General features: G+C 64.0%; 11 protein-coding genes. 9 read left to right on the top strand and 2 right to left on the bottom strand.

The annotated features are described in order from the left end of the window. The first annotated feature begins 536 nt into the window (after window positions 1–536). The 8 genes from ABIA96_RS01665 to ABIA96_RS01630 all read left to right on the top strand — a co-directional run bounded on the left by ABIA96_RS01665 (window position 537) and on the right by ABIA96_RS01630 (window position 10,713). Window positions 537–1,919 (top strand): MFS transporter, encoded by a 1,383-nt coding sequence (locus tag ABIA96_RS01665; RefSeq protein ID WP_354135272.1) that lies wholly within the window; start codon window positions 537–539, stop codon window positions 1,917–1,919. Between the two features lie 122 nt (window positions 1,920–2,041). After that, window positions 2,042–2,470, top strand: coding sequence for a globin family protein (locus ABIA96_RS01660; RefSeq protein WP_354135271.1), 429 nt, complete (start codon window positions 2,042–2,044; stop codon window positions 2,468–2,470). A gap of 10 nt (window positions 2,471–2,480) precedes the next feature. Beyond that, on the top strand, window positions 2,481–3,698 hold the full coding sequence (locus ABIA96_RS01655; protein WP_354135270.1) for an NAD(P)/FAD-dependent oxidoreductase: 1,218 nt from the start codon (window positions 2,481–2,483) through the stop codon (window positions 3,696–3,698). Window position 3,699: 1 nt separating this feature from the next. Next, the gene (locus tag ABIA96_RS01650) at window positions 3,700–6,402 is read left to right on the top strand and encodes a molybdopterin-dependent oxidoreductase (RefSeq protein ID WP_354135269.1); all 2,703 of its coding nucleotides are present in this window, start codon (window positions 3,700–3,702) and stop codon (window positions 6,400–6,402) included. 285 nt (window positions 6,403–6,687) lie between these two features. Further along, window positions 6,688–7,584, top strand: coding sequence for an SMP-30/gluconolactonase/LRE family protein (locus ABIA96_RS01645; protein WP_354135268.1), 897 nt, complete (start codon window positions 6,688–6,690; stop codon window positions 7,582–7,584). 19 nt (window positions 7,585–7,603) lie between these two features. After that, entirely contained in the window at window positions 7,604–8,443 is an 840-nt protein-coding gene (locus tag ABIA96_RS01640; protein ID WP_354135267.1) for an aldo/keto reductase, read from the top strand. 186 nt (window positions 8,444–8,629) lie between these two features. Further along, complete coding sequence (locus tag ABIA96_RS01635; RefSeq protein WP_354135700.1) at window positions 8,630–9,574, top strand: DMT family transporter; 945 nt, start codon at window positions 8,630–8,632, stop codon at window positions 9,572–9,574. Window positions 9,575–9,633: 59 nt separating this feature from the next. After that, window positions 9,634–10,713 (top strand): zinc-binding dehydrogenase, encoded by a 1,080-nt coding sequence (locus ABIA96_RS01630; protein ID WP_354135266.1) that lies wholly within the window; start codon window positions 9,634–9,636, stop codon window positions 10,711–10,713. Between the two features lie 11 nt (window positions 10,714–10,724). Here ABIA96_RS01630 and ppk2 read toward each other — a convergent pair whose 3' ends face one another. Continuing rightward, on the bottom strand, window positions 10,725–11,645 hold the full coding sequence (gene ppk2 / locus ABIA96_RS01625; RefSeq protein WP_354135265.1) for a polyphosphate kinase 2: 921 nt from the start codon (window positions 11,643–11,645) through the stop codon (window positions 10,725–10,727). 90 nt (window positions 11,646–11,735) lie between these two features. Then, window positions 11,736–12,197 (bottom strand): Lrp/AsnC family transcriptional regulator, encoded by a 462-nt coding sequence (locus ABIA96_RS01620; protein WP_220012291.1) that lies wholly within the window; start codon window positions 12,195–12,197, stop codon window positions 11,736–11,738. Window positions 12,198–12,331: 134 nt separating this feature from the next. Here ABIA96_RS01620 and ABIA96_RS01615 point away from each other — a divergent pair, with 134 nt between their 5' ends. Next, on the top strand, window positions 12,332–14,695 hold the full coding sequence (locus ABIA96_RS01615; RefSeq protein WP_354135264.1) for a thiamine pyrophosphate-binding protein: 2,364 nt from the start codon (window positions 12,332–12,334) through the stop codon (window positions 14,693–14,695). Window positions 14,696–14,776 lie beyond the last annotated feature (81 nt).

Below are 14,776 nucleotides of genomic sequence, written 5' to 3'. Positions count from 1 at the left end.
GGTTCGGCGTACAGGTTTCGCTATCCTCGTGGCCGTCGGAAGTTCGATGCCCCCGGGGCATTGCGGTCATCGTTGACCTGACATCACGAAGCAATCGATGTGCCAAAGGCGCGGTCGTCCGCGATGGCCGCCTGCGCCGGGTTCTGCGCCACGTTTGCGGGAAATGCTTTGCGGGGACCCGCTCTCGCGTTGCGATGAATTGTGCCCGTGGCGAAAAATCGGGCTGCTGCACAACTCTTGTGCGACGCACAATCAACAGGCGAATCGATATTCAAGAATTGAGCGCCGAGCCAAAGATTGATGCAATTGTAGGCTCGCTTAAAATCTAGGCGAATTTCATAAGCTATTAGATCTACTAATGTATTTTTGACAGCCCAAGTTGGCACAGAGCTTGAATTACCGGTTCTGACGCCATCGACGCCGTCACAAGCAATCAACCAATCTGTGACACCGCCCAAACGGGGGCTTTCCCCGAGCGTGCCTCTTTGCGTCCGCGATTCGTCGGTGTCGCGCCTCCTAGTGAAAGGGATTTTCCAATGAGGGAAGACAATCCGACCTGGATCTCAGAGTGGAGACCGGAGGATGAGGCATTCTGGAATTCGACGGGCAAGCTCGTTGCCCGGCGCAATTTGATCTGGTCGATCGTGGCCGAGCATATCGGCTTCTCGGTCTGGCTGATCTGGAGCATCGTCGCGACCAAGCTGCCGCAGGCGGGCTTCCACTATTCGACTGACGAGCTGTTTCAGCTTGTGGCCGTCCCCGGCCTGATCGGCGCATTGATGCGCTTCCCCTATACGTTTGCGGTGACGACCTTCGGCGGTCGCAACTGGACCATCTTCAGCGCGGCAATCCTGTTCATTCCGACGTTGTCGCTCGCCTACTTCGTGAGCCAGCCCGACACGCCATTCTGGCTGATGCTGCTGATCGCGTCGACCGCGGGTCTCGGCGGCGGCAACTTCGCCTCCAGCATGACCAACATCTCCTTCTTCTTTCCGGACCGGATGAAGGGTTCGGCGCTGGGTCTCAACGCTGCGGGCGGCAACATCGGCGTCTCCAGCGTGCAGTTGCTGACGCCGATCCTGATGACGCTCGGCGTCATCAACCTGTTCCAGGCAACGTCGGTCGGCGGCGTCTATCTGCAAAACGCCGGCTTGATGTGGGTGCTGCCGATCGCGATCGCGGTGTTCGGTGCGGTGTTCTTCATGAACAATCTGACCTCGGCCAAGTCCTCGGTGAAGAACCAGCTCGCGATCGTCAAGCGCAAGCATACCTGGATCATGGCGTTCATCTATATCGGAACGTTCGGCTCCTTCATCGGCTACTCTGCGGCGTTCCCGCTGCTGATCAAGACGCAGTTTCCGACGGTGACGATCGCGATCGCGTTCCTCGGCCCTCTGGTCGGTTCGCTGTCGCGCCCGTTCGGCGGCTGGCTCGCCGACAAGATCGGCGGCTCCATCATCACGTTCTGGAATTTCCTCGCGATGGCGGCGGCGACGATCGGCGTGCTCTACTTCGTCGGGCAGAAGGATTTCACCGGCTTCCTGGCGATGTTCCTGATCCTGTTCCTGACGACGGGCATCGGCAACGGCTCGACCTACCGCATGATTCCTTCAATCTTCCGCGAGCAAAATCTGTTCAAGGTGCGCGGCAAGGGCGACGCGGCGCGTGCGGTCGCCTTGAAGACGGCGAGCGTCGAAAGTGGCGCAGCAGTCGGCTTCATCGGTGCGGTCGGCGCGATCGGCGGCTACCTGATCCCGAGCAGCTTCGGCAAGTCGATCGCAGCGACTGGTGGTCCGCAACTCGCGCTCGCGATCTTCCTCGTGTTCTACGCCGCCTGCCTTGGACTCACCTGGTGGTTCTACCTGCGGCGCGGCCCGCAGACTGAAGGCGCGCCAAGCCTTGCCGAAGCGCGCGTGTGACAACTGTTATGAAAATCGCTTCTCCCCGTACGCGGGGGGAGGTCGCTCTGATGACGTTTGATCCATGAACTTTTTCCGCAACGGTGCGGACAAAGGCAGACCGAAACAGACAGGACAACATCATGACGCCTCAACAGATTGCCCTCGTGCAGCAGAGCTTTTCCAAGGTCGCACCGATTTCAGAAGCAGCCGCCGTGCTGTTCTACGACCGCTTGTTCGAGGTGGCGCCGTCCGTGCGCGCGATGTTTCCCGAGGACATGACCGAGCAGCGCAAGAAGCTGATGGGCATGCTCGCTGCCGTCGTCAGTGGCCTGTCGAACCTCGAGACGATTCTTCCTGCGGCGTCGGCGCTCGCCAAGCGTCATGTCGCCTATGGCGCCAAGGCCGAGCACTACCCCGTGGTCGGCGCGACCTTGCTGTGGACCCTGGAGAAGGGGCTCGGCGAGGCCTGGACGCCCGAACTCTCAACCGCCTGGACCGACGCTTACGGCCTGCTGTCCGGCTACATGATTTCCGAGGCCTACGGCGCGCAGGCGCAGGCCGCCGAATAGGAGATGCCTTGTGAGTGAACCGCTCGTCATCGTCGGTAACGGTATGGCGGCAGCGCGTCTGGTCGATGAACTCGCCAAGACCGCGCTCGGCCGCTACGCGGTCGCTGTGATCGGCGAAGAGCCGCGGCTCGCTTACAATCGCGTGTTGCTCTCATCCGTGCTGGCCGGCGAAACCGGCTCGCACGAGATCGAGCTCAGGCCGGCCGACTGGTGGCGCCATCGCGGCGTCACCGTGCGCTACGGCTATCGCGTCACCGAGATCGACACCGGCCGCCGCGAGCTCAAGATCGCCGGCGAGGAGAGCATGGAATATTCAAAGCTCGTGCTCGCCACGGGATCGACGCCGCTGCGGTTGAACGTGCCCGGCGTGGATCTCGCCGGCGTGCACACTTTTCGCGACACCCGCGATGTCGATCTGCTGCTGACGCTGGCGGCCGCGAAGAAGCGCGTCGTCGTGGTCGGCGGCGGCCTGCTCGGCCTTGAAGCGGCCTACGGGCTCGCCAAGGCCGGCGCGCCCGTGACGCTACTGCATCTGATGGATCGGCTGATGGAGCGCCAGCTCGATGCCCCTGCCGCCGATCTGCTCAAGACGCTGGTCGAGCGCAAGGGCATTCGCATCCTGCTTAACGCTTCGACCAAGTGCATCCATGGCGAGCGCCGTGTCGAATCCGTGGAGCTTGCCGACGGCAGCCGCATCGCTGCGGACGCCGTGATCTTCGCCGCTGGCATCCGGCCCAACATCGCGCTGGCGAGGGAGGCTGGCATCGCGGTCAATCGCGGCATCGTCGTCAACGATGAGATGCAGACGGCATCGCCCGATATCTACGCGCTCGGTGAATGCGCTGAGCATCGCGGCACTTGCTACGGCCTGGTCGAGCCGGCTTATGACCAGGCACGCGTGCTGGCGCGGCATCTCGGTGGCCGCCCCGCCGCCTATCAGGGCAGCGTGGTCTCGACCAATCTGAAAGTGTCCGGCGTCAGCGTATTCTCCGCAGGCGACTTCATGGCGGCCGAGGGCAGCGAGAGCCTCGTGCTGACCGACCGCCGGCGCGGCACCTACAAGAAGCTCGTCATCGCCGACGGGTGCCTCACCGGCGCCGTGCTGATCGGCGATACCGCCGATGCGCTCTGGTATCTCGAGCTGATCCGCACGCGCGAGAAGATCGCCGGGATCCGCGCCGACATGATGTTCGGCCGCGCGCTCGCACGTCCGTCAAAGGCGGCTTGATATGACGGCGATCGATCCGACGCTCCGCGCCACCAAGACCACCTGTCCCTATTGCGGCGTCGGTTGCGGCGTGCTCGCGACGCCCGACGGCGCGGGTGGGGCTGCGATCGCGGGCGATCCCGATCATCCCGCCAATTTCGGCCGGCTCTGCTCCAAGGGTTCCGCGCTGGGCGAGACCGTCGGCCTCGAAAGCCGGCTGCTGTATCCGATGATCCGCTGCAAGGGCGCATTGGAGCGCGTCGCCTGGAGCGATGCACTCGACCACGTCGCCCACCGCATGAAGCACATCGTCGCGCGCGACGGCGCCGATGCGGTCGCATTCTATCTGTCCGGCCAGCTCCTCACCGAGGATTATTACGTCGCCAACAAGCTGATGAAGGGCTTCGTTGGGACCGCCAATGTCGACACTAATTCGCGACTCTGCATGTCCTCCTCGGTCGCAGGCCACCGCCGCGCCTTCGGCGCCGACACCGTGCCGGGGAACTACGAGGATCTCGACCAGGCCGATCTGCTCGTCTTCGTCGGCTCCAATGCCGCGTGGTGCCATCCCGTTCTGTTCCAGCGCATGCTGAGAAACCGGCAGGAGCGCGGCGCGCGCATGATCGTGATCGATCCTCGCCGCACCGACACCGCGAGCGACGTTGATCTGTTCCTCGGCCTCAAGCCCGGCACCGACACGGCACTGTTCTCCGGACTCTTCGTTCATCTCGCTGACAATGATGCGCTGAACGCGGATTACATCGCGCGGAACACTAGCGGCTTTGATGACGCGCTGGCACGCGCCCGCAACATTGCCGGCAGCGTCACCGCGACCGCGCTGGCGACCGGCCTCTCGGAACCGGACGTCGCCGCCTTCTTCAAGATGTTCCGCGACACCGAGCGGGTCGTCACGCTCTATTCGCAGGGCGTGAACCAGTCGGCACAGGGCACCGACAAGGTCAACGCGATCCTGAATTGCCATCTCGCGACAGGGCGAATCGGCAAGCCGGGCGCTTCGCCGTTTTCGCTCACCGGCCAGCCCAACGCGATGGGCGGCCGTGAGGTCGGCGGCCTCGCCAACCAGCTCGCGGCACACATGAACTTCACGCCGCCCGACATCGACCGTGTCAGGCGGTTCTGGAAGGCACCGCGCATTGCCACCCATGAAGGACTGAAGGCGGTGCAGCTGTTCGAGGCCATCAGCCGCGGCGAGGTCAAGGCGCTCTGGGTGATGGGCACCAACCCCGCGGTGTCGCTGCCCGATGCGGATTTCGTGCGCGAGGCGCTGAAGAAGCTCGAACTTTTCGTGGTGTCCGAGAACGTGCTGTCCAACGACACCGTCGAGGCCGGCCCGCATGTGCTGCTGCCGGCGCTGGCATGGGGCGAGAAGTCGGGCACGGTGACGAATTCCGAGCGGCGTATCTCGCGCCAGCGTTCATTCCTGCCTGCACCCGGGGAGGCGCGCCCCGATTGGTGGATATTGAGCGAGGCCGCAAAGCGCCTCGGTTTTGGCGACAGCTTTAACTACAAATCCGCCGCGGAGATTTTCCGCGAGCATGCCGCGCTCTCCGCCTTCGAGAACGGCGGCAGCCGCGATTTCGACATCGGCGCGCTGACCTCGCTGTCCGACGAGGCCTTCGATGACCTGAAGCCGGTGCAATGGCCCGTGCGTGAGGGCGAGGCGCCGGTCGAGCGCTTCTTCGCGAACGGCGGCTTCTTCACCAATGACGGCAAGGGGCGCTTCGTCGCGCCGGAGGTGCCGGCGCTGCGCAGCGAAACCGGGCCGTCGCGTCCCCTGCGGCTCAACACCGGCCGCATCCGCGACCAGTGGCACACCATGACGCGCACGGGCCTGAGCAAGCGGCTCGGCGCGCATCTGCCGGAACCTTTCGTCGAGATCCATCCTGACGATGCCGGCAAATACGGCATTGTCCACGACGGCTATGCCCGCATCACCACCGATTACGGCCAGTGCATTTTGAAGGCCGTCGTCAGCGACCGGCAGCAGCGCGGTACGCTGTTCGCACCGATCCACTGGAGCGCGATGAATGCCTCGCACGGGCGTGTCGGTGCGCTGGTCGCACCGTTCACGGATCCGTTCTCCGGCCAGCCGGAGTCGAAGGCGACGCCGGCGGCGATCGCGCCGTATGAATACGTCTTTCGCGGATTTGCGCTGTCGCGGAAGCAGCTCGATCTGCCGCCGAGCCTGATGTGGACGCGCGTTACTGTTGCGGGCGGTTTTGGCTATCTCTTCGCTGACAATGCCGATCTCTCGCGCTGGCCGGCCTGGCTCGAAGGCGCGGTCGGCGAAGACGTCGCCGACTATCGCGATTTCGGCGGCGGCGTTTATCGCGCGGCCTCGTTCGCGGGCGACCGCATTGAGACTTGCCTGTTCGTCGGCCCCGCGCACGATGCCGGCGACTGGGAGGTGGTGAAGAGCCTGTTCGCGGCCGATCTCGTCACCGACGACCAGCGCCGCATGCTGCTATCAGGCAGATCCAGCGAGGGCGCCGCGGCAACCGGCCCGATCGTCTGTGCCTGCTTCGGCGTCGGCCGCGGCACCATCTGCGAGACCATCGCGAGCGGTGCCCGCACCGCCGCCGAGATCGGCGTCAAGCTCAAGGCCGGCACCAATTGCGGCTCCTGCATCCCCGAGCTGAAGCGCCTGATCGCGACCACCGAGGCGCCGGCAAAGCACGCCAAGCTCGCGGGCGCGGCCGGGTAGGCACGCTCTTTTTCTCTCTCGACCGTTAGCACCAATCCATCCCCGTCATCCTGAGGTGCCGGAGCGTAGCGGAGGCCTCGAAGGGCGACGGCCCGGCTGCATCCCGGCCCCTCATCCTTCGAGGCTCGGCGTTCGATGCGTCCGCATCGCACACCTCGCACCTCAGGATGACGGAGCACCCGGCGCGCCCATCTCCAGCGCAGCCATGCCACTGCCCCAATCGACGCGCCCGCGATTGTGCCCTATGTTGCCGCGCTCCCCCTCAGCAATAAGAAAAAATCAAAAATGTACCTGGAAACGCCGCCACGCCTGATCGAAACCAAAATCTTCTCCATCATGCCCGACACATTCCGCCGCAAGGGAGTGCGGAGCGATTGGGCTGATGCCAACCGGCCGGGTGTGCCGACCGATAGTTTCGTCGAGGGGCCGTCGTTCGACAGGGGCGGCAATCTCTACATCGTCGACATTCCGTTCGGTCGCATCTTCCGCATCGCGCCGGATGGTACGTGGTCGCTCGTGATCGAGTATGAGGGCTGGCCGAACGGGCTGAAGATCGCCGCCGACGGCCGCATCCTGGTCGCCGACTACATGCACGGCATCATGGAGCTCGACGCCAAGGCCGGTCGTATTAAACCCATCCTGACGTCGCGCAATTCGGAGTCGTTCCGCGGCTGCAACGATCTGCATCTCGCCTCCAACGGCGATATCTATTTCACCGACCAGGGCCAGACCGGGCTGCACGACCCGAGCGGCCGGGTCTATCGGCTGGCGCCAAACGGCCGGCTTGAGTGTCTCATCGACACCGGCATCAGCCCGAACGGCCTGGTGCTCGATCCGACTGAGTCTGTGCTGTTCGTCGCCATGACGCGCGACAATGCGGTGTGGCGGCTGCCGTTCATGAAGGATCGCAGCGTGTCGAAGGTTGGCCGCTTCTGCTCGCTGTTCGGCACCAGTGGTCCTGATGGCATGACCATGGATGTGGCCGGCCGCCTGTTCGTCGGCCACGCCTCACTCGGCCACGTCTTCGTGTTCGCACCGAATGGTGAACTGATCGCGCGGATCAAATCATGCGCCGGGCCGAACTGCACCAATGTCGCCATCGGTGGCGCGAAGAAGGATCGGCTCTATATCACGGAGTCTGCAACCGGCAGCGTGCTGGTTGCGGACATCAGTGGTCTGTAGAGCATCTGAAGGAACAAACATGAACACAAAACCCTTCGGCCGGACCGGCGCCAACGTCTCCCTGATCGGGCAGGGTACCTGGTATCTCGACCATGGCGATCGCACGCGCGCGGTCGCGGCGCTGCAGCGCGGGCTCGATCTCGGCATGAGCCATATCGACACCGCCGAGATGTATGGTGATGCCGAGCTCGTCATTGCCGATGCGATCGCGGGCCGTCGGGATGAAGTATTCCTCGTGTCGAAGGTGCTGCCGAGCAACGCTTCGCGCCGCGGCACCATCACGGCCTGCGAACGTTCGCTGAAGCGGCTGAAGACGGATCGGCTCGATTGCTATCTGCTGCACTGGCGCGGTTCATATGATCTTGGGGATACCGTCGCCGCGTTCGAGGAACTGGTGAAAGCGGGCAAGATCAAATCCTGGGGCGTCTCCAATTTCGATGCCGACGATCTCGACGAAATTCTCGACGTAGCCGGCGAGGGCAAGATCGCCTGCAATCAGGTGCTCTATCATCTCAAGGAGCGCGCGATCGAGCATGCGGTGATCCCGTGGTGCGAGCGGCAAGGCGTCGCGGTCGTCGCCTACTCGCCGTTCGGGCACGATGATTTTCCGGATGAGCGAAGCCAAGGCGGCGCCGTGCTCGCGCGCATTGCGGAGGCGCGTCGTGCGACGCCGCGTCAGGTCGCGCTGAGCTTCCTCACCCGTACGACTACGGTGTTCGCAATCCCGAAGGCGTCGTCCGCGGAACACGCCGGCGAAAATGCGGCTGCTGGCGATCTCGTGCTGACGAAAGAGGAGATTTCGGCGCTGGATGCGGCGTTTCCGCGCGGCCCGAAGCCGCGCAGTCTGCCCATGCTGTAGCGCACAAAAGGCTATTATTAATGGAGCATTGACGCGCGCGGACCCGAGCGCATATCGGCATCCTGTTTTCGGAAGTTGTGAAAGCGGCGCAATTGTCGTTTTTTACGATCGTTCCCGATTCGAATTTCCCAGGTTTCAGCCGTGACACCGCCGCCCGCCGCAGCCGCAAGGCTCGACAGTATTCCCATGCCTGCCGCGCCGGAAAAGAAGCAGGAGGCTCGCCGTGCACCTGCGCGCGTCGATCATCCCTTCAAGGGCATCGCGCTGGTGCTGCTGTCGACGGTGTTTCTCGGCTGCTCCGACGTCACTGCGAAATATCTCTCGACCAGCCTTCCATCGATCGAGATCACCTGGATCCGTTTCGTCACCTTCGCGCTGATGTTCACGCCGGTGATGCTGCCGGGCTCGCCGCTGCATGCGATGCGCACCGAACGTCTCGGACTGCAGCTGATGCGCGGCGTCGCGCTGCTCGGCTCCTCGCTGTTCTTCATCACCGGCCTGCGCTTCCTCCCCATCGCGGAAGCCTCCGCCACCGGCTTCGTCTCGCCGCTGTTCGTCACTGCGCTTTCGATCATCTTTTTGAGTGAGAAGGTCGGCATGCGCCGTTGGGTCGCGACCGCGATCGGCCTTGTGGGCGTGATGATCATCCTGCGGCCGGGTTCGAGCGCGTTCCACGTGGCCGCCTTCTTCCCGATCGTCTCGGCGTTCTGCTGGGCTGCCGCGCTGATCCTGACGCGCCTGATAAGCGGCCGCGAAGCCGTCCTCACCACGATGGCATACTCGGCGCTCACCGGCGTTGCGATCCTCAGCGTGATGGTGCCCTTCGTCTGGGTCACGCCGAGCTGGACCGCGATCGGCCTCGGCATCGTGATCGGTGTCGCCTCGACCGTCGGCCAGTGGATCATCGTGCTCGCCTATCGCTACGGCGACGCCTCGGTGCTGGCGCCCTTCTCCTACACGCAATTGCTGTGGGTCAGTATTCTGGGTTTCTTCCTGTTCGGCGAAGTGCCTGATGTCTGGACCGTCACGGGCGCGGCCTTCATCGTCGCCAGCGGTCTTTACATCGCCCATCGCGAGCGCATCCGCCGCGCCCAGCTTCTTGTGCAGGCAGCGCGTTCCCCGAACCCCTGACGCAATATTTGGAACCTGACTTCATGCTATCAACGGCTCCAACAATGTGGAGGAGCCGGATGCGCGCTGCGATTTTCAGGAACGGTGAGATTGTCGTCGACCGGATGGCCGAGCCGGAGCCCGGCCCCGGCCTGGTGCTGGTCAAGACGCTCGCCTGCGGCATCTGCGGTTCCGACCTGCACGCGCGCCAGCATGCACCGCGGATGGTGGAGATGGCGAAGAAGACCGGGCGAACGCCGATGGATCTGTCGCGCGACGTCGTGTTCGGCCACGAGTTCTGCTGCGAGATCGTCGATTATGGCCCCGGCACCGCGCGCAAGCTCAAGCCGGGCACGCATGTGTGTTCGCTGCCGGCGTTGCTCACGCCGGAGGGCATCAAGGGCATCGGCTATTCCAACGACTTTGTCGGCGGCTACGCAGAACAGATGCTGCTCAGTGAGCCGCTGCTGCTGGAAGTGCCGAACGGCCTTGCGCCCGAACATGCTGCGTTGACCGAGCCGCTCGCCGTTGGCGTGCACGCTGTGGCGAAGGCCAACATCAGCGGCGGCGAGGTGCCGCTTGTGATCGGCTGTGGCCCGGTCGGGCTTGCGGTGATCGCCGCGCTGAGGATCAAGGGTCTGCACCCGATCGTTGCCGCCGACTATTCGCCGGCCCGACGCGCGCTTGCGGCAAAGCTCGGCGCCGATATCGTTGTCGATCCCAGGCTGTCGCAGCCCTATGCAACCTGGGCCGAGCACGCGCAGATGTCGGACGCCGAGAAGGCGGCGCGGCCGCCGTTGCAGGCCATGCTGCCGGCGCTGAAGCCCGCGGTCATCTTCGAATGCGTCGGCGTGCCCGGTGTATTGCAGCAGGTGTTCGAGGGCGCCCCGCGCGATGCCAAAATCGTCGTGGTTGGCGTCTGCATGGAAAGCGACAGATGCGAACCCATGCTCGGCATCATGAAGGAGCTCAACGTCCAGTACGTGCTCGGCTACACGCCGGACGAGTTTGCGGCGTCGCTACGCCTGATCGCGGAAGGGCAGGTGGATGCCGCGGCGATGGTGACGGCGGAAGTGGGCATCGACGGCGTCGCCAATGCCTTCGCCGATCTCGCCAATCCCGAGGCGCACACCAAGATCATCGTACAGCCGTGGCGATGACGGGACCTCCGTCAGTATTTCGAAGGCACGTACATCTCCGGCGGGACCGGGCCGCGGTGATAGTCGGGATTGCGGACGCGGGCCGGCAGCACCACGGGAACGTGGGCCACATCCTGGTACGGGATCTGGGTCAACAGATGCGAGATGCAATTGAGGCGGGCGCGCTTCTTGTCCACGGCATCGACGATCCACCACGGCGAATCCGGCAGGTGCGTGTGCTCCAGCATGGTCTCCTTGGCCTTGGTGTACGCCTCCCAGCGGCTGCGCGCCTCGACGTCCATCGGGCTCAGCTTCCACTGCTTCAAGGGATCCTTGATGCGCATGGTGAAACGGAACTGCTGCTCGTCGTCAGTGATGGAGAACCAGTATTTCACCAGGATGATGCCGGAGCGGATCAGCATCCGCTCGAACTCCGGCACGGTCTTGAAGAACTCCTGGTACTGCTCGTCGGTGCAGAAGCCCATCACGCGCTCGACGCCGGCGCGGTTGTACCAGCTGCGGTCGAACAGCACCAATTCGCCGCCGGCGGGCAGGTGCGACACATAGCGCTGGAAATACCATTGCTCGCGCTCGCGCTCGCTCGGCGCGGGGAGCGCCGCGACGCGGCAGATGCGGGGATTGAGGCGCTGGGTGATGCGCTTGATGACACCGCCCTTGCCGGCGGAGTCACGGCCCTCGAACAGCACCACGACCTTCTTCTTCTCGCTGTGTACCCAGTCCTGAAGCTTGACCAGCTCGCCCTGGAGGCGGAGCAGCTCGCGGAAATAGAGCCGGCGATCGACCGTCGGGTGGAGAACGTCGGTCTCGTCGAGAAGTTCGTCGAGCCTGCTGTCGTCCAGCTCCATCTCCAGCTCCTCGTCGAGATCGTCGGCCATCTCCTGGATGATGCGCTCGCGCTTGGCGGTCTGGGAGGTGCGGTCGGATGCGGTCATAGGTCTCTCTCTTGAGCCGGAATGCCTGTCGCCCAAGACCATTGACGGGGTTTATTGCGTCCATGTGACACTGGCGGCCGGAGGGAGCCGTCACACTGGCAGGGCGATCGAATATTTGACCTGGCTGAGCGCAAAACTCGACTCGATCGAGGCGATGCCGTCGAGGCGGGTCAGCTTGGTCTTGAGGAAGGTCTCGTAGGAGGCGAGGTCGGCCGCGACGACGCGCAGGAGATAGTCACGGTTGCCGGTCATCAGATAGCACTCCAGCACCTCGTCCCATTTCGAGATCGCGCGGGCAAAGCGGTTGAGGTCCTCCTCCTTCTGCCGCGCAAGCTTGATCGAGATGAACACGCTGACATGCAGCCCAAGTGCCTTCTGGTCAACGGTCGCGATGTAGCGCGAGATGACGCCGCGCTGCTCCAGCAGCTTGACGCGGCGATGGCAGGGCGAGACTGAGAGCCCGACCTTGTCCGCGAGCTCCTGCATGGTCAGCCGGCTGTCGGTCTGCAGTAAGGCGAGGATCTTGCGGTCGATGGCGTCGAGCTCGGGCATTGGGATGGAACCTATGTTGTAGGGCGTTGCATTGGTAAATTATCCCAATATTCGGAGGTATGGCGCGAAAGATTGAGAATTTTGGGAGCGCCCGCAGGCGTATCATCGCCCGACCTGTTCCCGGGAGCATTGCCATGCCCGCTGATTCCGCCCGTCTCGACACATTGACCGCATTGGCCCGCAAGGCGCTGTGGCTGTCGTCATGGACCATCCACCATGCCAACCATGTCCGGTCGAACACGGATGGACTGAAGGTCGGCGGCCATCAGGCCTCCTCGGCCTCGCTCGCCACCATCATGTCGGCGCTGTATTTCAGCGTGTTGCGGCCCGAGGACCGCGTCGCGGTGAAGCCGCATGCGAGCCCGGTGTTCCACGCCATCCAGTATCTGTTCGGCCGGCAGAGCCGCGAGAAGCTGGAGAATTTTCGCGGCTTCAAGGGCGCGCAGTCCTATCCCTCGCGCACCAAGGACGTCGACGACGTCGACTTCTCGACCGGCTCGGTCGGTCTCGGTGTCGCGCAGACATTGTTTGCCTCGCTGGTGCAGGATTACGTCAAGGCGCATGGCTGGATGAAGGATCGCCGCGAAGGGCGGATGATCGCGCTGGTCGGCGACGCCGAGATGGACGAAGGCAATATTTGGGAGGCCCTTGCCGAAGGCTGGAAGCACGGCCTGCGCAACACCTGGTGGGTGGTCGACTATAACCGCCAGTCGCTTGACGCCGTCGTGCGCGAGGGTCTCTGGGAAAAATTCGAGACCATGTTCCGCAATTTCGGCTGGGACGTGGTCATCGTGAAATACGGCCGCCTGATGCGCGAGGCCTTTGCCGAACCCGGCGGCGACGCGCTGAAAGGCTGGATCGACAATTGCCCGAACGCGCTCTATGCGGCATTGTGCTTCCAGGGCGGCGCCGCCTTCCGCAAGCATTTGCACGACGAGATCGGCGATCAGGGGCCGATCACGAAGCTGATCGACAAGCGCAGCGACGACGATCTGCTGGCGCTGATGTCGAATCTCGGCGGCCACGACATGGCGAGCATGCTCGAGGCCTTCGAGTCCATCGACCACGATCGCCCGGTCTGTTTCATCGCCTACACGATCAAGGGCGTCGGCTTGCCGTTCCAGGGCCACAAGGACAACCATGCCGGCCTGATGACGGTCACGCAGATGGAGAAGTATCGCGAGAGCCAGAACATCCGTCCCGGCCACGAATGGGACAAGTACGAAGGCCTCACGCAGCACGCCGCCGACCTCGACGCTTTCCTCGCGCGCGTGCCGTTCAACAAGGATGGCCGCCGGTTGACCGCGCCGGTCGTCGAGGTGCCGCAGCAGCTCGCTTTCAAGCCGTCAGCACAGATGTCCACGCAACAGGGCTTCGGCCTGGTGCTGAACGAGATCGCGCGGGGCGACAGCGAACTCGCAAAGCGCATCGTCACAACCTCGCCCGACGTCACCGTCTCGACCAATCTCGGCCCGTGGGTGAACCGGCGTGGCCTGTTCGCGCGCGGCGAGAAAGCAGATTTATTCCGCAGCGAGAAAATTCCCTCCACATTCAACTGGGACTTCTCACCGAAGGGCCAGCATCTCGAGCTTGGCATTGCCGAGATGAACCTGTTCATCATGCTCTCGGCGCTGGGTCTGTCGCACCAGATCAACGGCGCGCGGCTGCTGCCGGTCGGCACGCTCTACGATCCCTTCATCGAGCGCGGTCTCGATGCGCTCAACTACGCCTGCTACCAGGATGCGCGCTTCATGGTGGCGGCGACGCCATCCGGCATCACGCTCGCGCCGGAGGGCGGCGCGCATCAATCGATCGCGACGCCGCTGATCGGCATGGCGCAGGACGGCCTCGCCTCGTTCGAACCGGCTTTCGTCGACGAGCTCGCCGTGATCATGGGCTGGGGTTTTGAGCACATGCAGCGCGATCCGGGCGAGGGCGGCTCGGTCTATTTGCGGCTGTCGACGCGCAGCATCGAGCAGGCGCAGCGCATCATGACGCCGGAGTTGCAGCAGGGGATCACCGACGGCGCCTATTGGCTGCGCAAGCCCGGCCCCAATGCCGAACTCGTGATCGCCTATACCGGCGCGGTTGCGCCGGAGGCGATCGAGGCGACCGGTTTCATCGGTGAAAGTCGCCGCGACATCGGCCTGCTCGCGATCACGTCGGCCGACCGTCTCCATTCAGGGTGGACTGCCGCGCGACAATTGCGGCGCGACAGGCGCGGCGTGCAGCATCTCAGTCATATCGAAAAGCTGCTGGCACAGCTCACCCGCGACTGCGGCATCGTGACCGTGATCGACGGCCACCCGTCCGCGCTCGGCTGGCTCGGCAGCGTCCGCGGCCATCGCGTCGAAGCGCTCGGCGTCGAGCAGTTCGGCCAGACCGGCACCATCGCCGACCTCTATCGCCACTACGGCATCGACGCCAACGCGATCATCGATGCGGCCGAAAGTCTCACCACCGGCGCGCCGATCGTCCATCGCAAGATGGCGGTGTAGTGGAGGTAACCGGGGTGTGATTCCCGGGCGAATATGCGCTCCCCGGAATGACGGCGGAGCTACCTTGCCACGTTCCCGCCA

The sequence above is a fragment of the Bradyrhizobium sp. LB11.1 genome, from assembly GCF_040549385.1.
Taxonomy (GTDB): domain Bacteria; phylum Pseudomonadota; class Alphaproteobacteria; order Rhizobiales; family Xanthobacteraceae; genus Bradyrhizobium.
Note: the sequence above shows the minus strand (reverse complement) of the source record. Positions and strands in the feature narration are given on the sequence as shown.

Coding starts and splice junctions, on each gene's coding strand:
- ABIA96_RS01665 (WP_354135272.1), top strand. CDS start 537: ATGAGGGAAGACAATCCGACCTGGATCTCAGAGTGGAGACCGGAGGAT.
- ABIA96_RS01660 (WP_354135271.1), top strand. CDS start 2,042: ATGACGCCTCAACAGATTGCCCTCGTGCAGCAGAGCTTTTCCAAGGTC.
- ABIA96_RS01650 (WP_354135269.1), top strand. CDS start 3,700: ATGACGGCGATCGATCCGACGCTCCGCGCCACCAAGACCACCTGTCCC.
- ABIA96_RS01645 (WP_354135268.1), top strand. CDS start 6,688: ATGTACCTGGAAACGCCGCCACGCCTGATCGAAACCAAAATCTTCTCC.
- ABIA96_RS01640 (WP_354135267.1), top strand. CDS start 7,604: ATGAACACAAAACCCTTCGGCCGGACCGGCGCCAACGTCTCCCTGATC.
- ABIA96_RS01635 (WP_354135700.1), top strand. CDS start 8,630: ATGCCTGCCGCGCCGGAAAAGAAGCAGGAGGCTCGCCGTGCACCTGCG.
- ABIA96_RS01630 (WP_354135266.1), top strand. CDS start 9,634: ATGCGCGCTGCGATTTTCAGGAACGGTGAGATTGTCGTCGACCGGATG.
- ppk2 (WP_354135265.1), bottom strand. CDS start 11,645: ATGACCGCATCCGACCGCACCTCCCAGACCGCCAAGCGCGAGCGCATC.
- ABIA96_RS01620 (WP_220012291.1), bottom strand. CDS start 12,197: ATGCCCGAGCTCGACGCCATCGACCGCAAGATCCTCGCCTTACTGCAG.
- ABIA96_RS01615 (WP_354135264.1), top strand. CDS start 12,332: ATGCCCGCTGATTCCGCCCGTCTCGACACATTGACCGCATTGGCCCGC.